Source organism: Streptomyces sp. NPDC046215 (assembly GCF_040646215.1).
Lineage (GTDB): Bacteria > Actinomycetota > Actinomycetes > Streptomycetales > Streptomycetaceae > Streptomyces > Streptomyces stramineus.
Window position 1 is genome coordinate 1 of the sequence record NZ_JBEYZW010000014.1, and the last position, 21250, is coordinate 21250.

Here is a 21250-nt window from a genome sequence, read left to right on the forward strand (position 1 = left end):
GGTTTCGGCTGAGCTCAGCCGAAACCAGCCCGTCCGGCGTTTGAGGACGCGCCCGAAGGGCGCTCGCTGTCGTCGACGGGAAGGCCCCGTACGGGCCCGCCGCACAGTCCGTAGAATCGTGCCCACCATGGCCTACCTCGACCACGCCGCCACCACCCCGATGCTCCCGGAGGCGGTGCAGGCGATGACCGCCCAGCTCGCCGTCGCCGGGAACGCCTCCTCGCTGCACGCCGCCGGGCGGCGGGCGCGCCGCACCGTCGAGGAGTCGCGCGAAACGCTCGCCGCGGCGCTCGGCGCGCGCCCCAGCGAAGTGGTGTTCACCGCGGGCGGCACCGAAGCGGACAACCTCGCCGTCAAGGGCCTGTACTGGGCCCGCCGGGACGCCGACCCGGCCCGCACGCGCATCCTCGCCAGCCCCGTGGAGCACCACGCCGTCCTCGACGCCGTGCACTGGCTCGCCGAGCACGAGGGCGCGACCGTCGAGTACCTCCCCGTCGACTCCGTCGGGCGGGTGCACGCCGACACGCTCCGCGAGGCCATCGCCCGCAACCCCGACGACGTCGCCCTCGCCACCGTGATGTGGGCCAACAACGAGATCGGCACCGTCATGCCGGTCCGGGAACTGGCCGACGCCGCGGCCGCCTTCGGCATACCCCTGCACGCCGACGCGGTCCAGGCGTTCGGCCAGCTCGACGTCGACTTCGCCGCCTCGGGACTGGCCGCCATGACCGTCAGCGGCCACAAGGTCGGCGGCCCGTACGGCATCGGCGCCCTCCTCCTGGGCCGCCAGTACGCGCCCGTCCCCCTGCTGCACGGCGGCGGCCAGGAGCGGCACGTGCGCTCCGGCACCCTCGACGTACCGGCCATCGCGGCCTTCGCTGCCGCGGGCACCCTCGCCGCCGAGCGGCGCCCGGACTTCGCCCGCGAGGTCGGCGCCCTGCGCGACCAGCTGATCACGGCCGTCCGGGCCGCCGTGCCGGACGCGGTGCTCGGCGGCGACCCGGATCCGGCGGGCCGGCTGCCCGCCAACGCCCACTTCTCCTTCCCCGGCTGCGAGGGCGACTCCCTGCTGCTGCTCCTGGACGCCCAGGGCATCGAGTGCTCCACGGGCTCCGCCTGCACGGCGGGCGTGGCCCAGCCCAGCCACGTGGTCCTGGCCACGGGCACGGACCACGACCTGGCCCGCGGCACGCTGCGCTTCTCCTTCGGCCACACGTCGACGGAGGCGGACGTCCGCGCGGTGGCCCAAGCGATCGGACCGGTGGTCGAGCGGGCGCGTACGGCGGGGTTGAGTTAGGGGCGGAAAATCCAGCCCGTCCGGGGGCACCTCCCAGCGTTAGCTGGGGGAGCTTGAGGACACCGCGCGGCAGCGCGGAAGGGGTCCGGGGCGCAGCCCCGGGAAACGGTGAAAGGGCGGGACCGGGGCCTCCTCACCCGAACCCGTACCCTGGTGAGGCTATGACTGACTTCCCCGGTGCCCCTGACCCCCGCGCCCCCCGCCAGGGGCTCCGCGTACTCGCCGCCATGTCCGGCGGCGTCGACTCCGCCGTCGCCGCGGCCCGTGCCGTCGAGGCCGGGCACGACGTGACCGGTGTGCACCTCGCGCTGTCCGCGAACCCGCAGTCCTTCCGGACCGGCGCTCGCGGCTGCTGCACCATCGAGGACTCGCGCGACGCCCGCCGCGCCGCCGATGTCATCGGCATCCCCTTCTACTGCTGGGACCTCGCCGAGCGGTTCCGCGAGGACGTCGTCGAGGACTTCATCGCCGAGTACGAGGCCGGGCGCACGCCCAACCCGTGCCTGCGCTGCAACGAGAAGATCAAGTTCGCGGCGCTGCTGGACAAGGCCCTCGCGCTCGGCTTCGACGCGGTCTGCACCGGTCACTACGCGACGGTCGTGCTCAAGGACGACGGCAGCCGCGAGCTGCACCGCGCGAGCGACATGGCCAAGGACCAGAGCTACGTCCTCGGCGTCCTGGACGAGCAGCAGCTCGCCCACGCGATGTTCCCGCTGGGCGACACGCTCACCACGAAGGACGAGATCCGCGCGGAGGCGGAGCGCCGCGGCCTCGCGGTGGCGAAGAAGCCCGACAGCCACGACATCTGCTTCATCGCCGACGGTGACACCCAGGGCTTCCTCGCGAAGCACCTCGGCACCGCCGAGGGCGACATCGTCGACGAGTCGGGCGCCACGATCGGTACGCACGAGGGCGCGTACGGCTTCACCATCGGCCAGCGCAAGGGCCTGCGCATCGGGCACCCCGCGCCGGACGGCAAGCCGCGCTATGTCCTGGACATCTCGCCGGTGAACAACACGGTGACGGTCGGCCCGGTGGAGGCCCTGGACGTCACCGCCCTGACCGCGATCAAGCCGCGCTGGTGCGGGACGGCCCCCGAGGGCCCCGGCACGTACACCGCCCAGCTGCGCGCGCACGGCGGTGAAACCGAGGTGACGGCCGAGCTGTGCGGCGACGAACTGCGGGTGACCTTCACCGAGCCGGTCCGCGGCGTGGCCCCCGGCCAGGCGATCGTCCTCTACGACGGCACCCGCGTCGTCGGCTCGGCCACCATCGCGACGACGGTGCGCCGCACCGCCGCGCAGCCGGCGCACAGCGCCTGACCCGCGCGGCGGGCGCCGCTGTCAGGACTTGGTGCGCACCACGTTGGTGACGGTGCAGCGGATGATGCCGCCGGTGGAGCCCGCCTTCGGCACGTACGGGGTGGAGACGTCGAGCGTGTCGGTCCGGCCCGGGCCGACGTAGGGCATCGTCGGGTTCCGGGTGCCGACGAGGGCGCCGTCCGGACCGGTGAACTTCATGCTGATCCGGTAGGTGTACGTGTCCGTGGTGCTGGTGTTGGTGGCGTTCAGCTTCGCGGTGATGCCGAGGCGCTCGGAGTAGGTGCAGCTGGCGATGCGGATGTCACGCATGGTGCCCGAGCTGCCGGTGCCGCCCGTCGTGACGCCGCTGGTGCCGCCGTTCGTGGTGCTGCCCGTGGTGCCGCCGGTGGTGGTGCCGCCCGAGGTCAGGTCGCCGGTGGTGCCCGCGGACGTGGTGCCCCCGGACGACAGCCCGGCGGAGGAGTCGCCTCCGGTGGTGCCGCCCGACGTCGAGCCGCCCGAGGTGGAGGACGAGCTGCTGCTGTGGCCACCGCCGCCGCAGCTGCCGCCGTGACTGCCGCGCGCGCCGGTCAGGGCGACTACTGCAATGGCGAAGACCGCGGCCGCGCGGACATGACGAAGCTTCACGCTGAGAACTCCCCCGATGAATTGGCTTGATTCCATGCTCGCTTGACGAGCGCACGTCAGGCTAACAACGCGCTTACATGGCGCCAAACCAAGCCGCGGTCTGTGACGAAGCCGCAACGGAACAGGGCCGCAACCCTGACAGGGAGTGGCTCAAAACCGCCCAGATCGCTGCACCGGTCCCGCCGGGCGTAGCGTGACCCGCATGAACATCACCGTCTTCTGCTCCGCCGCCGACCTCGACGACCGCTACACCGGACCGGCCCGCGAGTTCGCCGAGCTCATCGGCCGCGGCGGCCACACGCTGGTGTGGGGCGGCTCGGAATCCGGGCTGATGAAGGTCATGGCCGACGGTGTGCAGGACAACGGCGGCCGGCTCGTGGGGATATCGGTGGAGTTCCTCGCCGCGAAGGCCCGTCGCGATGCCGACGAGATGGTCTTCGCCAAGGACCTCGCCGAGCGCAAGGCACTGCTGCTCGCCCGGGGCGACGCCGTGGTCGTCATGGTCGGCGGCACCGGCACGCTGGACGAGGCCACGGAGATACTGGAGCTGAAGAAGCACGGGATGCACACCAAGCCCGTGGTGCTGCTGAACGCCGCCGGCTTCTACGACGGGCTCAAGCAGCAGTTCCAGCGCATGGAGGACGAGGGCTTCCTGCCGCTCCCCCTCACCGAGCTGGTGTTCTTCGCCGAGGACGGCGTCGGGGCACTGGCCTACCTGGAGGAGTCCGCCGGTCTGGAATAGGGCAGGGTGGGGGTATGGCAACACATCTGATCACCGGTTCCGGCTCGGGCATCGGCGAGGCCGTCACCGACCGGCTGCTCGAGCGCGGCGACGAGCTGTACCTCTTCGCCCGGGACGCCGGCCGCGCCAAGGAGCTGGCCGCCCGCTTCCCCGGCGCCCGCACCCTCGTGGCCGACCTCTCCAACCCCGACCGCATCGCCTGGGCGCTCAGCAAGCAGACGCTGCCCGACCACGTCGACTCGTTCCTGCACATCGCGGGCGTCTGCGAGCTCGGCACGATCGGCGACATGGGGACCCGCGCCTGGAACCGCACGCTGGCCGCCAACCTCATCGCCCCGGCCGAGCTCACCCGCCTCTTCCTGCCGCAGCTGCGGATCAGCAAGGGCCACGTCGTCTTCGTCAACTCCGGCGCCGGGCTGCACGCCCACGCCACCTGGGGCCTGTACGCGGCGAGCAAGCACGGCCTCAAGGCCGTCGCGGACTCCCTGCGCGCCGAGGAGCACGGCAACGGCGTCCGCGTCACCAGCGTCTACCCGGGCCGGACGGCGACGCCCATGCAGGAGAAGGTGCACCAGCAGGAGGGCAAGGACTACGACGCCGCGCGGTGGATCGACCCGCAGTCGGTGGCGCGGACGATCCTGCTCTCCCTCGACCTGCCGCGCGACGCGGAGATCAACGACCTGACGGTCCGGCCGGGCCGCTGAGACCGCCGCCTCGGCCCGGCCCGGGAGCGGCGTCCCTCGTCGTCGAGCGGGCTTGGCACCGGGGCCGGAGCGGACGAGCGTCCCCCTGCGCCGTCGCGCCGGAGCAGGCACACACGCTGAACGGCCCCCGGGGTGACACCGTCCCGGGCGGCCTCTCGCGCCGGGCGCTCCCGCCGGGGCGCCCGGCATCCGGCCGGTCTCGTACGCTTCCTGCGTGAGCGAGAAGAGCAAGTTCAGCTGGGGCGCCGGGATCGCCACCGGGGTCGGGTCCATGCCCGGAGGCGACGCCCGGGAAGCCGCGAAGACCGTCACGGGGTCCCTGGAGGCCCTGCCGTACCTGCCGGAGCTGCCCGCCCGCGGGCCCGGCGCCGACATGATCGGACGGACCGCCGGGATGCTGGTGGACGTCTACGCGCACGTCGAGCCCAGCGGGTGGCGGATCGGCGACCGGCCCGGCCGCGACACCAAGCGCGCCCGGTCGTGGCTGGGGGAGGACCTCGACGCCCTGGAGGAGTACACCCAGGGCTACGAGGGTGTCCTGAAGGTCTCGGCCGTCGGCCCCTGGACCCTGGCCGCCGCGCTGGAACTGCACGGCGGCGAGGCCGCCCTGGGCGACCCCGGGGCCTGCCGCGACCTCGCCGGCTCCCTCGCCGAGGGGCTGCGCGACCACCTCGCCGACGTGCGCCGCCGGGTGCCCGGCGCCTCGCTGGTCCTCCAGCTCGACGAGCCGTCGCTGACCGCGGTGCTCACCGGGCGGGTCCGCACGGCCAGCGGCTACCGCACCTACCGGGCCGTCGACCGGGCCGTCGTCGAGGGCGCGCTGCGGGACCTGGGGGCGATGGCGCGGGACACGGCCGGCGCCCAGGTCGTCGTGCACTCGTGCGCCCCGGCCGTGCCCTTCGCGCTGCTGCGCCGGGCCGGCGTCGACGGCATCTCCTTCGACTTCTCGCTGTTCACCGAGCGTGAGGAGGAAGCGGTGGGAGAGGCCGTGGAGGCGGGCACCAAGCTCTTGATGGGCGTGGTGCCGGGCGCCGAGGGCGCCGCCGGTCCATTGTCAGACCCTGCCGGTAGCGTCATGGGTGTCAGGACGCTGTGGCGCAGGCTGGGGCTGTCGCCGGGGACTCTCGCGGAGTCCGTGGTGATCACTCCCTCGTGCGGGCTCGCGGGCGCTTCGCCCGCATATGCCCGGGCGGCGCTCGCGCACTGCGTCCGGGCGGCGAGATCACTCGCGGACAACCCTGAGTGACGGCGCTCCAGGGTTCGCCCATGGAACAACGGGAGGACGAAACGGTGGCTGGCGGACAGCACGGCGAACAGCTCACGACGGAGGCCACGGCCCCCGCGGAGGTGCGGGAGCAGCACGCGCGGCTCGCTGAGCAGATCGAGGAGCACCGCTTCCGGTACTACGTGAAGGACGCCCCGGTCGTCAGCGACGCCGAGTTCGACCGGCTGTTGCGCTCCCTGGAGGCCCTGGAGGAGCGGTACGACGAGCTGCGCACCCCCGATTCGCCCACTCAGAAGGTCGCGGGGGCCTACGAGACGGAGTTCACGGCCGTCGAGCACCGCGAGCGCATGCTCTCCCTCGACAACGCCTTCGACGACGAGGAGCTGGCCGGCTGGGCCGAGCGCGTCGCCAAGGAGGTCGGCGAGGGCGCCGCGTACCACTTCCTGTGCGAGCTGAAGGTCGACGGTCTCGCCGTCAACCTGACGTACGAGCGGGGCCGGCTCACCCGCGCCGCCACCCGCGGCGACGGCCGCACCGGCGAGGACATCACGCCCAACGTCCGCACCATCGCCGACATCCCCGACCGGCTCCGCGGCGACCGCGTCCCGGAGCTGGTGGAGGTGCGCGGCGAGGTCTTCTTCCCCATGGAGAAGTTCGAGGAGCTCAACGCCGCCCTGGTGGAGGCCGGCAAGCCGCCCTTCGCCAACCCGCGCAACGCGGCGGCCGGTTCGCTGCGCCAGAAGGACCCCCGGGTCACCGCGAGCCGCCCGCTGCACATGGTGGTGCACGGCATCGGCGCCCGCGAGGGCTTCGCCATCGACCGCCAGTCGCAGGCGTACGACCTGCTGCGCGAATGGGGCCTGCCCACCGCCGCGCACGCCTGCGTCGTGGAGTCCCTGGCGGAGGTCCGGACGTTCATCGCCCACTACGGCGACCCCGAGGTCCGGCACTCGATGGAGCACGAGATCGACGGCGTCGTCGTCAAGCTCGACGAGATCCCCCTCCAGGGCCGGCTCGGCTCCACCTCGCGCGCGCCGCGCTGGGCCATCGCCTGGAAGTACGCCCCGGAGGAGGTCAACACCAAGCTGGTGGACATCCGGGTGGGCGTCGGCCGTACGGGCCGGGTCACGCCGTACGCGGTGGTGGAGCCGGTCACCGTCGCCGGCTCCGAGGTCGAGTTCGCCACCCTGCACAACCAGCAGGTCGTCAAGGCCAAGGGCGTCTTCATCGGTGACACCGTCGTCCTGCGCAAGGCGGGCGACGTGATCCCCGAGATCCTCGGCCCGGTGGCCGATCTGCGCGACGGCAGCGAGCGGGAGTTCGTGATGCCGGCCGAGTGCCCGGAGTGCGGCAGCGCCCTGCAGCCGATGAAGGAGGGCGACATCGACCTCCGCTGCCCCAACGCCCGCTCCTGCCCCGCCCAGATCCGCGAGCGCCTGTACTACCTGGCCGGCCGCAAGTGCCTCGACATCGAGAACTTCGGCTACGTGGCGGCCACGGCCCTCACCCAGCCGCTGGAGCCCGCCACGCCGCCCCTGCTCAACGAGGGCGACCTCTTCGGCCTGACGATCGAGGAGCTCCTGCCCATCAAGTCCTACGTCCTCGACATGGACTCGGGCCTGCCCAAGCGGGACCCCAAGACCGGCGAGGAGAAGGTCGTCACCTTCTTCGCCAATCAAAAGGGTGAGCCGAAGAAGAACGCCCTGGCGATGCTGGAGAACATCCAGGCGGCCAAGGAGCGGCCGCTCGCCCGCTTCCTGACCGGGCTCTCGATCCGCCACGTGGGCCCCGTCGCCGCCGAGGCGCTGGCCCGGGAGTTCCGCTCCCTGGACCGCATCGCCGAGGCCGGTGAGGAGGAGCTGGCGGCCGTCGAGGGCGTCGGCGGCACCATCGCCGCGTCCGTGAAGCAGTGGTTCGCCGAGGACTGGCACCGCGAGATCGTCGAGAAGTGGCGGGCCGCGGGCGTCCGCTTCGAGGACGTCTCCGAGGGCGAGGACGAAGGCCCCCGCCCGCTGCAGGGGCTGACGGTCGTCGTCACCGGCACCCTCGCCTCGTACACCCGGGACGGGGCCAAGGACGCCCTCCAGAGCCGGGGCGCCAAGGTGACCGGCTCGGTCTCCAAGAAGACCGACTTCGTGGTCGTCGGGGACAACCCCGGCTCGAAGTTCGACAAGGCCATGCAGCTGAAGGTGCCCGTGCTGGAGGAGGACGGCTTCGCCGTCCTCCTCGACCAGGGGCCGGACGCCGCCCGGGAGGCCGCCGTTCCGCAGCCGTGACGCCCGGTGCCACCGGCTCCGGCGGAGCTCCCGGGGCTTGAGGGGGCCGGAGGGAGCCACAAGAGGTCAAGGGGGTCAAGGGGGCCGAGGGGCCCCGGAGGTCCGAGGGGGTCCGAGAAGGAAGGGCACGGGGGGCGCGCGGGGGACAGCGGGGGAGTGCGGAGAAGGGGATGCTGACACCCCCTCCGGCACTCCCGGCACCTCGCGTCCCTGCGCGTTCCCCTGCGCCCCCGCTCGTTCCCGCCCCGTCCCATGCGGCCCGCGGGTGTCTCCCGGACCCCTTCCGGAGCAGGTCGCCACCCCGGTGGAGTAATGCCCGCATAGGCAGTGGGCATGACCCCTACAGCGCTTACCAGATGGCTACAACAGGCCGTGTCCCAATCGGGCAACCGCTGCCGATCGCTGCCCGCCGTAGCCTTCTGCGGCCTACTGTTGGGATGTGCGCCTGCCGTGGCGCGGGCACCGCCGGCTGTGAGAGGGACGGGCATGAAACCCATCGACAGCGCCGAACCGGCATCCCGGCTGCGCCGGGTTCCTCCGCCCGCGCTGCCGACTGTCTGTGTCACCGCGGCCGCGGTCGCGCTGGCCGCCGGGATCTGCCGGGTGCTCGGCGCCGGCCACGCCCTCTTCCCCGGCCGCGCCGTCGGCTGGTCCCTCGCCGTCCTCACCGCCCTCATCGTCGCCCACCTCGTCGCCCTCGGCCGCGACCGCTGGTGGGGCGGCACGGGCTCCGGTGCCGCCCTCACGCTCGCCGTCCTGCTGCTCTACGGCTGGCTCCCCGCCGTCCTGATCAGCATCGCCGTCGTCCTGCTCGTCGCCGCGGCCCGCCGCCACCGCTGGCGGCAGGCGTTACTGCACTGCGCGGTCGACATCCTCGGCATCGGGGCCGCCGCCCTCTCCCTCACCGTGTGCGGCGTCGTCGCCAGCGTCGAGAACCCCTGGCTGCCCGACGACTGGCCGCTCACCGCGGCCCCCAAGATCGCCCTGGCCGCCTTCCTGTACCTCGCGGTCACCCGCGTCCTGCTCTGGTACTCCATGGCCCCCACCACCGGGCTCACCAGCATCGCCCGGACGGCGCTCGTGCGGCAGGCGTTCGTGGGCGGCGCCCTGCTCGGCATCGCCCCCCTCATCGCCGTCGTCGCCGACCACATGCCGCTGCTCCTGCCGCTGTTCGCCGTGCCCCTCATCGCGCTCGACTCCACCCTGTGGATCGCCCGCGAGCGCGCCGCCGAACAGCTCCGCGACCCCCTCACCGGGCTCCCCAACCGGCAGTGGCTGCTGGCGCGCACCTGGGCGGCCCTGGAGGAGGCCGAGCGGGACGGGACCCGCGCCGCGCTCGTCCTCATCGACCTCGACCGCTTCCGGTCCGTCAACGACACCCTCGGGCACCTCGCCGGGGACCGGCTGCTGCTGCAGATAGCCGAGCGACTGCGCGTGGCCCTGCCCAGGGACGCCGAGGCCGCCCGGCTGGGCGGCGACGAGTTCGCGGTGCTCCTGCCCACCGCCGACTCCCTCACCAGCGCCCAGCGCGTGGCCCGTTCGCTGGTCGCCGCCCTCGGCTCCCCCCTCGACCTGGAGGGGCTCACCCTCGTGCTGGAAGCCAGCGCGGGGGTCGCCGTCTATCCCGACCACGCCCTCGACGCGGAGGGCCTCCTGCGCCGCGCCGACGTGGCGATGTACCAGGCCAAGCGCGACCGCAGCGGCGTCGAGGTCTACGAGGCCCGCCGGGACGCCAACACCCCCGACCGGCTGGGCCTGTTGGGTGACCTGCGCCGCGCCCTCGACGCCGGTGACGTGGAGCTGCACTACCAGCCGAAAGTCGGCTTCGACGGGCACGTCGCGGGGCTGGAGGCGCTCGTCCGCTGGGTCCACCCCGAGCGGGGCCGGGTCTCCCCGGACGAGTTCATCACGATCGCCGAATCGTCCGGGCTGATGCCCCGGCTCACCGAGTACGTCCTGGAGACGGCCCTCGGGCAGGTCGCCAAGTGGCGGGCGATGGGCCTGGAGGTCCCCGTCGCCGTCAATGTCTCGCCGCGCGACGTCCACACGCCCGGCTTCGCCGGCTCCGTCGCGGCGCGGCTCGCCCGCCACGGCGTCCCCGCCGGTTCCCTCCAGCTGGAAATAACTGAACACGTCCTCCTGGAGGACCCGCAGCGGGCCGCCGACACCCTGGCCGGTCTCACCGGCCACGGCGTGAAGATGTCCCTCGACGACTTCGGCACCGGCTACTCCTCCCTCGTCCATCTGCGCCGCCTGCCGGTCAGCGAGCTGAAGATCGACCGGTCGTTCGTGGCCCGCCTCGCCATCGACAACGAGGACGCCGAGATCGTGCGCTGCACGCTGGACCTGGCGCACTCCCTGGGCCTGCTCGTCGTCGCCGAGGGCGTGGAGGACGACGAGACCTGGGAGCGCCTGCGGGACCTGGGCTGCGACGCGGTGCAGGGCTGGCTGGTGGCGGCCGCGATGCCGCCCGACGAGACGACGGCCTGGCTCAGGCTCCGCAGCGAGAGCGGCTGGCACCGCGGCGACGAACGCGTGCACGCGGTGGCGACGGCGCCGACACCGACGGAGGAAGCGGACCAGCCGGTGACCTAGCCGGTCGGGCCTCTCCCCCTTTTTGGGCCCTGCCCGCTGGGACGGCTCCCGCCGGGGGTCCCGGCTCCGCCGGGCTGGGGCCGTCTTTCCGCCGCGACGCCCCTGCCGGGGTTTTCGGCGGGGCGCAGCGCGGTGCCCCGGCGCCGCTGAGCTGAGCTTCTTCTCCGCCGCGATGGCGCGGTACCCCCGCCGGGGATTCCGGTGGTGCCGAGAGGATGGCACCGCCGGGCCGCGCCGCGGTGGCGTGCCGCCGCTGCGGCGGAGGGTGGGGGAGTGGTCTGTCCACGTCGGTGTGCTCGCCGGGCCGGGGCCGTCTTTCCGCCGCGACGGCGCGGCACCCCCGCCGGGGTTTTCGGCGGTGCCTGACGGCGTGGTTCCGCCGGGGCGCAGCGCGGTGCCCCGGCGCCGCTGAGCTGGGCTTCTTCTCCGCCGCGATGGCGCGGCACCCCCGCCGGGGATCCGGTGGTGCCGAGAGGATGGCACCGCCGGGCCGCGCCGCGGTGGCGTGCCGCCGCTGCGGCGGAGGGTGGGTGAGCGGTCTGTCCACGTCGGTGTGCTCGCCGGGCCGGGGCCGTCTTTCCGCCGCGACGGCGCGGCACCCCCGCCGGGGTTTTCGGCGGTGCCCGACAGCGTGGTCCCACCGGCGCGCAGCGCGGTGCCCGGCGCCGTCGAGCCGGGGCCGGATCTCCGCCGCGACGGCGCGGTACCCCTGCCGGGGATTCCGGCGGTGCCCGACGGCACGGCCCCGCCGGCCACGGCGTGCGGCTCCGCGCCGTTGCGGCCACCCGCGGCGGGCGCCGGCACCCCTTCCGGTCGTGGCCAAAACCGCTGACCCCGCCGGAGGCGCCAGGCACTGGGTGCGGCGCAATAGGATTGGGCCATCAACCCGCCCAGTACCGTCACGAACCCTGAGGATCGCCGCATGCCTGGCATCACGCGCGAGGAGGTCGCCCACCTCGCCCGGCTGGCACGTCTGGAGCTCAAGGACGAAGAGCTCGACCACTTCGCCGGACAGCTCGACGACATCATCGGCGCGGTCGCCCGCGTCTCCGAGGTCGCCGATCAGGACGTACCGCCGACGTCCCACCCGCTGCCGCTGACCAACGTCATGCGCCCGGACGAGGTCCGTCCGTCGCTGACCCCGCAGGAGGCGCTCTCCGGCGCCCCGGCCCAGGAGCAGCAGCGTTTCAAGGTGCCGCAGATCCTGGGGGAGGACTGACCATGACTGACCTGATCAAGCTGACCGCGGCCGAGATCGCCGCGAAGATCGCCTCGGGCGAGGTCACCGCCGTCCAGGTGACCGAGGCCCACCTGGCCCGTATCGAGGCCGTCGACGAGAAGGTCAACGCCTTCCTGCACGTCGACCGCGAGGGCGCCCTCGCGCAGGCCCGCGCCGTCGACGCCAAGCGCGAGCGCGGCGAGAAGCTCGGCCCGCTGGCCGGTGTGCCGCTGGCGCTGAAGGACATCTTCACCACCAAGGGCATCCCGACCACCGCCGGATCCAAGATCCTCGAAGGCTGGATCCCGCCGTACGACGCGACGCTGACCCGCAAGCTCAAGGAAGCGGACGTCGTCATCCTCGGCAAGACCAACATGGACGAGTTCGCCATGGGGTCGTCGACGGAGAACAGCGCCTACGGGCCCACCGGCAACCCCTGGGACCTCACCAAGATCCCCGGCGGTTCCGGCGGCGGTTCCTCCGCCGCGCTGGCCGCCTACCAGGCCCCGCTCGCCATCGGCACGGACACCGGCGGTTCGATCCGCCAGCCCGCCGCCGTCACCGGCACCGTCGGCGTCAAGCCGACCTACGGCGCGGTCTCCCGCTACGGCATGGTCGCCTTCTCCTCCTCCCTCGACCAGGGCGGGCCCTGCGCCCGCACGGTCCTGGACGCGGCCCTGCTGCACGAGGCCATCGCCGGCCACGACCCGCTGGACTCCACGTCCATCGACGCCCCGGTCCCGCCGGTCGTCGAGGCGGCCCGCAACGGCGACGTCAAGGGCATGCGCGTCGGCGTCGTCAAGCAGTTCCGCGGCGAGGGCTACCAGGCCGGCGTCCTGCAGCGCTTCGACGAGTCCGTGGAGCTCCTCAAGGAGCTCGGCGCCGAGGTGGTCGAGGTGGACTGCCCGTCCTTCGACCTGGCCCTGGCCGCGTACTACCTGATCGCGCCCTCGGAGTGCTCCTCCAACCTGGCCCGCTTCGACGCCATGCGCTACGGCCTGCGGGTCGGCGACGACGGCACGAAGTCCGCCGAGGAGGTCACCGCGCTCACCCGCGAGGCCGGTTTCGGCGATGAGGTCAAGCGCCGGGTGATCCTGGGTACGTATGCCCTGAGCTCCGGCTATTACGACGCCTACTACGGCTCGGCGCAGAAGGTGCGCACCCTCATCACGGAGGACTTCGCGAAGGCGTTCGGGGAAGGCGGTGTCGACGTGATGATCTCGCCGACCACCCCGACCACCGCGTTCCCGATCGGTGAGCGCGCGGACGACCCGATGGCCATGTACCTGGCCGACCTGTGCACCATCCCGACCAACCTGGCCGGCAACGCCGCGATGTCGCTGCCCTGCGGTCTGGCCCCCGAGGACGGGATGCCGGTGGGCCTGCAGATCATCGCGCCGGCCCTGGCCGACGACCGGCTCTACCGGGTGGGCGCCGCCGTCGAGGCCGCGTTCAACGCCCGCTGGGGACACTCGCTGCTCGAGGAGGCACCGTCACTGTGAACACCGAAAAGGGCGGAAAGCTCGCGAAGGCCAAGGGCTTCAAGAAGTCCAGGCCCGGCACCTACCTGTCCATCGGCACGACGCTGTTCGGCGCGGTGAGCGTCGTGAAGCAGGCGAAGAAGGCCCGCGGCGAGCAGGACACGCTCCAGCTCGTGGACGCCGTCGTCTCCGCCGCCGCCATCGCCACCGGTGTCGCCCTGCTCGTGCGCGAACTGCGCCGCATGAGCAGCGACGACGTTCTCGCGGACTGAGAGGTTAGTTTTCCGTGACCACCATCGATCTGGTGTCGTACGAGGACGCCCTGGCGTCCTACGACCCCGTCATGGGCCTCGAAGTCCATGTCGAGCTCGGCACCAGGACCAAGATGTTCTGCGGGTGCTCCACGGAGCTGGGCGCCGAGCCCAACTCCCAGACCTGCCCCACCTGCCTCGGCCTGCCCGGCTCGCTGCCCGTCGTCAACGCGATCGGCGTCGAGTCGGCTGTGAAGATCGGTCTCGCGCTGCACTGCGAGATCGCCGAGTGGTGCCGCTTCGCCCGGAAGAACTACTTCTATCCGGACATGCCGAAGAACTTCCAGACCTCCCAGTACGACGAGCCCATCGCCTTCAACGGCTACCTGGACGTCCAGCTGGAGGACGGCGAAATCTTCCGCGTGGAGATCGAGCGCGCCCACATGGAGGAGGACACCGGCAAGTCGCTGCACGTCGGCGGCGCCACCGGCCGGATCCACGGCGCGTCCCACTCCCTGCTCGACTACAACCGGGCCGGCATCCCGCTCATCGAGATCGTCACCAAGCCGATCGAGGGCGCGGGCGCGCGGGCCCCCGAGGTCGCCAAGGCGTACGTCGCCGAGCTGCGCGAGCTCATCAAGGCGCTCGGCGTGTCCGAGGCCCGCATGGAGCAGGGCCAGATGCGCTGCGACGTGAACCTCTCGCTGCGCCCGAACGGCACGGAGAAGTTCGGTACCCGCTCGGAGACGAAGAACGTCAACTCGCTGCGGAGCGTCGAGCGCGCCGCCCGCTTCGAGATCCAGCGGCACGCGGCGGTGCTGTCCTCCGGCGGCACGATCGTGCAGGAGACCCGGCACTTCCACGAGGAGGACGGGTCGACCACGGCGGGTCGCATCAAGGACAACGCCGAGGACTACCGCTACTTCCCCGAGCCGGACCTGGTGCCGGTCGCTCCCGCGCGGGAGTGGGTGGAGGAGCTCCGCAAGGGCCTGCCCGAGCTGCCGCGCGTGCGCCGCAACCGGCTGCGCGAGGAGTGGGGCGTCTCCGAGCACGACATGCAGTCGATCCTCAACGCCGGCGCGGTCGACCTGATCGTCGCCACGATCGACGCGGGCGCGGACGCCGCCTCCGCCCGTAAGTGGTGGATGGGCGAGCTGGCCCGCCGGGCGAACGAGGCAGGTACCGACCTCGCCGCCCTGAAGATCACCCCCGAGCAGGTCGCCCGGGTGTGCGCGCTGGTCGCCGAGGGTTCCCTCAACGACAAGCTCGCCCGCCAGGTCATCGAGGGCGTCCTCGCGGGCGAGGGCGACCCGGACGCGGTCGTCGCCGGGCGCGGTCTCGCGGTCGTCTCCGACGAGGGCGCGCTGGGCACGGCCGTCGACGAGGCCATCGCGGCCAACGCCGGCATCGCCGACAAGATCCGCTCGGGCAAGGTCGCGGCGGCGGGCGCGCTCGTCGGCGCGGTCATGAAGGCCACCCGCGGCCAGGCGGACGCGGCGCGGGTGCGCGAGCTGATCCTGGAGAAGCTGGGCGTCGAGGGCTGAGCCCCACGGAAACCCCGTACGAAAAGCCGGTGGCCACCTCTCCTTGCGGAGGGGTGGCCACCGGCAAATGCATTGTCGTATAAGCGAAATCGGCCTGAGTCAGCCACAGTTGGCCGGAATTCGCGGGTTCCCCCTCCGTCGGTGGAAGCGGTCCGGCATGATCGCGTGAGGGCGGACCTCACCGCGTGTCCGCATTCGTTGACTGGGGGTAGTGATGCGACGGTGGAGCAGGGCGCTGGCCGCGCTGGCGGGGGCCGGCCTGGCGGCGACGACCGTACCGGCCGGTGCGGCCGCGACGAACCCGGTGGCCGCGGTGAGCTGCCATGGCGGCTGGGGAAGCCTCCCCAAGGCCGGCCGGGAAAGCCGCTACAAACCGCTGACGGACATCAGAGCCGGGCACCACGCGTGCTACGACCGCCTGGTCTTCGACGTGCCGCGCGCCGGCGGACAGCCGATCGGCTACCGGGTGGGCTACGTCGACAAGTTCTACCAGGACGGTTCGGGCGAGGTGATCCCCGTCGCCGGCGGGGCGATCCTGGAGGTCCGGGTGGCGGCGCCCAGCTACGACCCGGAGACGGGCCGGCCGACCTACCCCGGCCGGGCCGGGCGGCCCCTGCGGGGCGTCGACGTCTCCGGCTACCGGACGTTCCGCGACACCCGCTACGGCAGCAGCTTCGAGGGCGACACCCAGATCGCCCTGGGGGTCCGCGCCCGGCTGCCGTTCCGGGTCTTCCAGTGGCACAACCGCCTCGTCGTCGACGTGGCCCACGCCTGGGGCCCCTCCCGCTGACGCCCCGCCGTCCGCGCCCGTCCCCTGTGTGGGGTAACCCACAAAGGGGACAAAGGATCTTTTTCTGCTGCCACAGTGAGTCGGTAGAGGCCCTCCCGGCACGTCCCCCGGACGGCAGCGGGACCTCGAACCCCCATCAGCTCTCTCACGCGGTCGGCACCACGGGTCATGTCCCGGAGATCGACGCGATACCCGGGAAGCAGGGAATGACCTCACTCGCCCGGTGGTGCCTGCGCCGCCGTTCCGTCGTCATCGTGCTGTGGCTCGTCGCCCTTCTGGGCACGGGCGCCGCGGCCACGCTCTCCGGTTCCGCCTATTCCAACGACTACGGCGTACCCGGCACCGAGTCCACCCGCGCGACCGCCCTCATGGAGAAGGCGTTCCCCGGCCAGGGCGGCGACGACACCGTCGTCTGGCACAGCGACTCCGGCACCGTCCGCGCCGCCGACGTCCGGCAGCGCATGACCACGGCGCTGGGCGAGATCGCCCACCTGCCCGGCGTCACCGCCGTCAGCAGCCCGTACGGCAGCGACGGCGCGGCCCGGATCAGCCCCGACGGGCACACCGCCTACGCCTCCCTCACCTTCGCGAGCGACGGCGGCGGCCCCGGCAAGGCACAGGTCCAGAAGGTCGTCGAGACCGCCAAGAAGGCCGCCGGCGGCGGCCTGGAGGTCGCGCTCGGCGGCACCACCATCGGGACCACCGAGGGCAAGGGCGGCCACCTCAGCGAGATCATCGGCGTCCTGGTGGCGGCGGTCGTGCTGTTCGTCGTCTTCGGCTCGCTCGCCGCCAGCCTGCTGCCCATCGCCACCGCCCTCGTGGGCGTCGGCACCGCGGCCATGGGCACCGTCCTGCTCGGCCACCTGATGACCGTCGCCGACTTCGCCCCCATGCTCGGCACCCTCATCGGGCTCGGGGTGGGCATCGACTACGCCCTGTTCATCGTCACCCGCCACCGCAAGGGCCTGCGGGCCGGCCTGTCCGTCCACGAGGCGGCCGAACGGGCCGTCGCCACCACCGGGCGCGCCGTCGTCTTCGCCGGCGGCACCGTGTGCGTGGCCCTGCTGGGCATGCTCATCCTGCGGCTGAGCTTCCTCAACGGCGTCGCCGTCGCCGCGTCCCTGACCGTCGTCCTGACCGTCGCCGCCTCCGTCACCCTGCTGCCGGCGCTGCTCGGCCTGATCGGCCACCGCGCCCTCAGCCGCCGCGAGCGCCGCGAGCTGGCCGAGCGCGGCCCGCGGCCCGAGCTGCCCACCGGGCTGGCCGCCCGCTGGTCCGCGTTCGTCGAGCGCCACCCCAAGCTGCTGGGCATCGTCGCGGCGGCCGTGATGGCCGTCCTCGCCCTGCCCGCGCTCTCCCTGCACCTCGGCACCTCCGACCAGGGCAGCAACCCGGCGACCAGCACCACCCGGCAGGCGTACGACATGCTCGGGGAGGGCTTCGGCCCCGGCGTCAACGGCCCGCTCACGCTCGTCGCCGACCTCGACAGCGCCGCCGACCAACTGGCCTTCAACCGCCTGCCCGACACCCTGCGCCACACCGAGGGCGTCGCCTCCGTCAGCCCCTCCACGCTGAGCGACAGCGGCGACACCGGCGTCATCACCGTCGTCCCCGCCACCTCCCCGCAGTCGAAGGAGACCAGCGACCTCGTCGACCGGCTGCGCGACACCGTCGTGCCCAAGGCCACCGACGGCACCGGCGTGGACGTCAGCGTCGGCGGGCTCACCGCGAGCTACGACGACTTCGCCGACGTCATCCTCGGCAAGCTGCCGCTGTTCGTCGGCACCGTCGTCGGCCTCGGCTGTCTGCTGCTGCTCCTGGCCTTCCGCAGCATCGGCATACCGCTGAAGGCGGCGGTGATGAACATCGCCGCCGTCGCCTCCTCCTTCGGCATCGTCGTCGCGATCTTCCAGTGGGGCTGGGGCAGCGGGCTGCTCGGCCTGGGCACCGGCGGGCCGATCGAGCCCTTCCTGCCGGTCGTGATGGTCTCGGTCCTCTTCGGCCTGTCCATGGACTACCAGGTCTTCCTGGTCAGCCGGATGTACGAGGAGTGGCTGGCCACCCGCGACAACACCCGCGCCGTGCGCGTCGGCCTCGCCGAGACCAGCCGGGTGATCAACTCCGCGGCAGTCATCATGATCGCGGTCTTCCTGGCCTTCGTGCTCAGCGGCGACCGCGTCATCTCGATGTTCGGCATCGGCCTGGCGTCGGCGGTCGCCCTGGACGCGTTCGTCCTGCGGACGCTGCTGGTCCCGGCCCTGATGCACATGCTGGGCGGCGCGAACTGGTGGCTGCCGAAGTGGCTGGACCGCCGGCTGCCCCGGATCAGCATCGAGCCGCCGGAGGAAGCGGTGGCGCCGGTGGCGATCCCGCTGCCGCGCGTGGACGCGGACGTGCTCGTCGGCAGCGGCGGCCGGTAGGGCGTGTTTTACGGATCAGCCCGGGGCCGCGACGCCCGGCACGGCACCTGGCCGCGTTGTCGCATCACCCGAGTACGCCCAGTACGCGGGAGATGCTCCGCCTTGCGAGCTACCGCACCGGACGCCGCGGCCTGATCCGGGCTGATCCGTAAGACACGCCCTAGCGGCACCCCGGCCCGCCGGAGCCCCGGGGCGGCCGCGGCGGTCAGCCCCGGCGGGGCCGGATGACGACCTGGCCCGAGTCGAGGTCTATCGGGCCGTTGCCGGGGTCGGCGTCGCCGGCGTCGTCGCGGACCAGCTCCAGGCGGTTGCGTTCGTCCTCGGTGTGCTTGCGCCCGGGGGCGAACAGTTCTTCCATCAGGTTGAACATCTCAACTCCTGTCGCGGCGCGGACACTCCACTGTACGGGGACGCCTGTGCGAATTGCCGGAGTCGCGGGGTCAGCTGACCTCCAGGCGCAGCAGGCGGTCGTCCTCGCCGCCCGGCCGGCCCCGGCCGTCGGTGTTGCTCGTCATCAGCCACAGCCCGCCGTCGTCCGTGGCGGCGACCGTGCGCAGCCGCCCGTACTCACCCTTCAGGAACGCCTGCGGCTCGGCCGCCGGCACCGTGCCCCGCAGCGGGATCCGCCACAGCCGCTCGCCCCTGAGGCCCGCCATCCACAGGGAGCCCTTGGCGTAGGCCAGGCCGCTGGGGGAGGCGTCGGAGGTCTTCCACTGCTCGACGGGGTCCTTGAAGCCCGGCTTGCCGCCCTTGCCCTCGGCCTCGGGCCAGCCGTAGTTGCCGCCCGGCTCGACGAGGTTGAGCTCGTCCCAGGTGTTCTGGCCGAACTCCGACGCCCACAGCCGCTTGTCCGCGTCCCAGGCCAGGCCCTGCACATTGCGGTGGCCCCAGGAGTAGACGACGGAGTCGGCCTCGGGATTGCGGGGGGCCGGGCGGCCGTCGGGGGTCATCCGGAGGATCTTCCCGCCGAAGGACTTCCGGTCCTGGGACAGGCCCTTCTCGCCGCCCTCGCCCGTGCCCACGTAGAGCATGCCGTCCGGACCGAAGGCGATCCGCCCGCCGTTGTGGACCGTGCCCTTGGGGATGCCCCGGAACACCGTGTTCGGCGCGCTGAGCCGCCGCTCGGCGGGCTTGTCCGCGTCGTAGCGCAGGCTCGCGACGCGGTTGTCGGAGGCGGTCGTGAAGTACGCGTACACCAGGTGGTCCGTGGCGAAGCCGGGGGAGACGGCCAGGCCCAGCAGACCGCCCTCGCCCGCGGCGGCCACGCCCGGCACCGCTCCCACCTCGCTCTGCGCGCCGTCCTTCGCCCCCACCCGGACGATCTTCCCGGTGTCCCGCGAGGCCACGAGCAGATCGCCGCCGGGCAGCGCGGCGAGGCCCCAGGGCGACGCGAGCTTCGCCGTCACCGTCCGGACGACCTTCACCGAGCCCTTGGCGGGCGCGGCGGACGCGGACGGGGCGGCGGAGGACCCCGAAGACCCGCCCGGCCCGGGTGTCTTCGTGGTGGGCCCGGCCTGCCGCTCCTGGCCCGGCAGGCTGTCGCTGCTCGAACACCCCGCGGCGGCCAGCAGCGCGGCGACCACCGGCGCGGTCAGGGCGGCGCGGGTACGGGGACGCGTCGCACGTCGCATGGTTCGTTCCTCTCGCCGGGGCGGGCGCCGGGGCACTGCGGCTCTGTTTCCTTATACACGCTGCCCGGGCCCGGAGCGGGCCGGACGGACGCCCGCCCCGCGCGTCGCGTCAGTCCCAGGAGCCGATGGCCCTCGGCAGCGAGGCTATCTCCGTGAAGTCCTCCCGGGTCAGCCGCAGTTGCGCGGCCCCGGCGTTCTCCACCGCCCAGCCGGCCTTCTTCGTGCCCGGCACCGGCACCACGTGCCGCCCCTGGGCCAGCACCCAGGCCAGGGCCACCTGCGCCACCGTCGCGCCGTGGCGCCGGGCGACCCGCCGCAGCCCGGCGACGATCGGCTGGTTCGCGGCCATCATCTCCGCCGTGAAGCGCGGGTGCCGGGCCCGCACGTCCTCCGGCTCAAAGCCCTGCCCGGGGGTGAGCGTGCCGCTGAGGAAACCATTCCCCAGGGGCATCGCCGCCAGCAGCCCGACCCCGCGCGAGACGCACCACGGGACCAGCGACACCAGCGCCTCCCGCGACCACACCGACAGCTCGGCCTCCACGCAGCTCACCGGGAAGACCTGCTGCACCCGCTCCAGCTGCTGGATCGTCGCGTCGTACAGCCCGGCGCGCGACCGGCGGCGGGTCCGGGCGCCGACCGCGCACCACCCGAGCGCCCGCACCTTGCCCGCGGAGACCAGCTCCGCCATCGCCCCCCAGGTCTCCTCCACCGGCACCTCGGGGTCCGGGCGGTGCAGCTGGTACACGTCGATGACATCGGTCTGCAGCCGCCGCAGCGACGCGTCGCAGGCCCGCTTCACATAGCCGGGGCGCCCATTGGCGACGATGCTGTGCTCGCCGACCAGCAGCCCGCACTTCGTCGACACGAACGCCTCCGCGCGCCGCTCCCGCAGCACCCGCCCCACCAGCAGCTCATTGGTGAACGGCCCGTACATGTCGGCGGTGTCCAGCAGGGTGGTGCCGGCGTCGAGCGCCGCGTGCACCGTGCGCAGCGCGCCCTCACCGCTGCGCTGGGAGGCGGTGTAGGCCCAGTGCATGGGCATGCACCCCAGGCCGATCGCCCCCACCTCGAGCGCCGTCGCACCGATTGTCCTGCGCTCCACCGGCCGTACCCCTCCCGTGCCCCT

Annotated in this window: 17 protein-coding genes; 13 read left to right on the forward strand and 4 right to left on the reverse strand. The window is 73.0% G+C overall.

Annotated features, from left to right (window positions below):
• Positions 1–127: 127 nt before the first annotated feature.
• Positions 128–1297, forward strand: a complete 1170-nt coding sequence (locus ABZ951_RS08700; RefSeq protein WP_344092487.1) for a cysteine desulfurase family protein — start codon at positions 128–130, stop codon at positions 1295–1297.
• A 161-nt stretch (positions 1298–1458) separates the two neighbouring features.
• Positions 1459–2619, forward strand: coding sequence for a tRNA 2-thiouridine(34) synthase MnmA (gene mnmA, locus ABZ951_RS08705; RefSeq protein ID WP_344092400.1), 1161 nt, complete (start codon positions 1459–1461; stop codon positions 2617–2619).
• 21 nt (positions 2620–2640) lie between these two features.
• Here the strand turns inward: mnmA and ABZ951_RS08710 are convergent, their stop codons facing one another.
• Positions 2641–3246, reverse strand: a complete 606-nt coding sequence (locus tag ABZ951_RS08710; protein WP_344092402.1) for a hypothetical protein — start codon at positions 3244–3246, stop codon at positions 2641–2643.
• Between the two features lie 202 nt (positions 3247–3448).
• On the opposite strand from ABZ951_RS08710, the gene ABZ951_RS08715 reads away from it, so the two are divergent.
• The 11 genes from ABZ951_RS08715 (at position 3449) to ABZ951_RS08765 (ending at position 18493) form a co-directional block, all read left to right on the forward strand.
• Positions 3449–3988, forward strand: coding sequence for a TIGR00730 family Rossman fold protein (locus ABZ951_RS08715; protein WP_344092404.1), 540 nt, complete (start codon positions 3449–3451; stop codon positions 3986–3988).
• Between the two features lie 14 nt (positions 3989–4002).
• Positions 4003–4692, forward strand: a complete 690-nt coding sequence (locus ABZ951_RS08720; RefSeq protein WP_344092406.1) for an SDR family oxidoreductase — start codon at positions 4003–4005, stop codon at positions 4690–4692.
• Between the two features lie 214 nt (positions 4693–4906).
• A complete protein-coding gene (locus ABZ951_RS08725) occupies positions 4907–5938 on the forward strand; it encodes a methionine synthase (RefSeq protein ID WP_344092408.1) in 1032 nt (343 codons plus the stop codon).
• Between the two features lie 20 nt (positions 5939–5958).
• Entirely contained in the window at positions 5959–8193 is a 2235-nt protein-coding gene (ligA, locus tag ABZ951_RS08730; RefSeq protein WP_344092410.1) for an NAD-dependent DNA ligase LigA, read from the forward strand.
• Between the two features lie 486 nt (positions 8194–8679).
• A complete protein-coding gene (locus tag ABZ951_RS08735) occupies positions 8680–10788 on the forward strand; it encodes an EAL domain-containing protein (RefSeq protein WP_344092412.1) in 2109 nt (702 codons plus the stop codon).
• 922 nt (positions 10789–11710) lie between these two features.
• The gene (gene gatC, locus ABZ951_RS08740) at positions 11711–12007 is read left to right on the forward strand and encodes an Asp-tRNA(Asn)/Glu-tRNA(Gln) amidotransferase subunit GatC (protein WP_344092414.1); all 297 of its coding nucleotides are present in this window, start codon (positions 11711–11713) and stop codon (positions 12005–12007) included.
• Between the two features lie 2 nt (positions 12008–12009).
• Positions 12010–13509, forward strand: a complete 1500-nt coding sequence (gene gatA, locus ABZ951_RS08745; protein ID WP_344092417.1) for an Asp-tRNA(Asn)/Glu-tRNA(Gln) amidotransferase subunit GatA — start codon at positions 12010–12012, stop codon at positions 13507–13509.
• Entirely contained in the window at positions 13506–13760 is a 255-nt protein-coding gene (locus ABZ951_RS08750) for a hypothetical protein (protein ID WP_344092420.1), read from the forward strand. Before gatA ends, ABZ951_RS08750 begins: the two co-directional genes overlap by 4 nt.
• Positions 13761–13774: 14 nt before the next feature.
• Entirely contained in the window at positions 13775–15283 is a 1509-nt protein-coding gene (gatB, locus tag ABZ951_RS08755) for an Asp-tRNA(Asn)/Glu-tRNA(Gln) amidotransferase subunit GatB (protein ID WP_344092422.1), read from the forward strand.
• Between the two features lie 214 nt (positions 15284–15497).
• Complete coding sequence (locus ABZ951_RS08760; RefSeq protein WP_344092424.1) at positions 15498–16073, forward strand: hypothetical protein; 576 nt, start codon at positions 15498–15500, stop codon at positions 16071–16073.
• A 206-nt stretch (positions 16074–16279) separates the two neighbouring features.
• Positions 16280–18493 carry an MMPL family transporter gene (locus ABZ951_RS08765; RefSeq protein WP_344092427.1) on the forward strand — a complete coding sequence of 738 codons (2214 nt, stop codon included), beginning with the start codon at positions 16280–16282 and terminating at the stop codon, positions 18491–18493.
• A gap of 205 nt (positions 18494–18698) precedes the next feature.
• On the opposite strand, the gene ABZ951_RS08770 is transcribed toward ABZ951_RS08765, so the two are convergent.
• The 3 genes from ABZ951_RS08770 to ABZ951_RS08780 form a co-directional block, all read right to left on the reverse strand.
• Positions 18699–18863, reverse strand: a complete 165-nt coding sequence (locus tag ABZ951_RS08770) for a DUF6191 domain-containing protein (RefSeq protein ID WP_344092430.1) — start codon at positions 18861–18863, stop codon at positions 18699–18701.
• A 70-nt stretch (positions 18864–18933) separates the two neighbouring features.
• Positions 18934–20124 (reverse strand): PQQ-dependent sugar dehydrogenase, encoded by a 1191-nt coding sequence (locus ABZ951_RS08775; protein WP_344092433.1) that lies wholly within the window; start codon positions 20122–20124, stop codon positions 18934–18936.
• A 109-nt stretch (positions 20125–20233) separates the two neighbouring features.
• Entirely contained in the window at positions 20234–21226 is a 993-nt protein-coding gene (locus ABZ951_RS08780) for an aldo/keto reductase (protein WP_344092436.1), read from the reverse strand.
• Positions 21227–21250: the final 24 nt, after the last annotated feature.

Coding starts and splice junctions, on each gene's coding strand:
- ABZ951_RS08760 (WP_344092424.1), top strand. CDS start 15,498: ATGCGACGGTGGAGCAGGGCGCTGGCCGCGCTGGCGGGGGCCGGCCTG.
- ABZ951_RS08720 (WP_344092406.1), top strand. CDS start 4,003: ATGGCAACACATCTGATCACCGGTTCCGGCTCGGGCATCGGCGAGGCC.
- ABZ951_RS08765 (WP_344092427.1), top strand. CDS start 16,280: ATGACCTCACTCGCCCGGTGGTGCCTGCGCCGCCGTTCCGTCGTCATC.
- ligA (WP_344092410.1), top strand. CDS start 5,959: ATGGAACAACGGGAGGACGAAACGGTGGCTGGCGGACAGCACGGCGAA.
- ABZ951_RS08770 (WP_344092430.1), bottom strand. CDS start 18,863: ATGTTCAACCTGATGGAAGAACTGTTCGCCCCCGGGCGCAAGCACACC.
- gatA (WP_344092417.1), top strand. CDS start 12,010: ATGACTGACCTGATCAAGCTGACCGCGGCCGAGATCGCCGCGAAGATC.
- mnmA (WP_344092400.1), top strand. CDS start 1,459: ATGACTGACTTCCCCGGTGCCCCTGACCCCCGCGCCCCCCGCCAGGGG.
- ABZ951_RS08715 (WP_344092404.1), top strand. CDS start 3,449: ATGAACATCACCGTCTTCTGCTCCGCCGCCGACCTCGACGACCGCTAC.
- ABZ951_RS08735 (WP_344092412.1), top strand. CDS start 8,680: ATGAAACCCATCGACAGCGCCGAACCGGCATCCCGGCTGCGCCGGGTT.
- ABZ951_RS08775 (WP_344092433.1), bottom strand. CDS start 20,124: ATGCGACGTGCGACGCGTCCCCGTACCCGCGCCGCCCTGACCGCGCCG.
- ABZ951_RS08700 (WP_344092487.1), top strand. CDS start 128: ATGGCCTACCTCGACCACGCCGCCACCACCCCGATGCTCCCGGAGGCG.
- gatC (WP_344092414.1), top strand. CDS start 11,711: ATGCCTGGCATCACGCGCGAGGAGGTCGCCCACCTCGCCCGGCTGGCA.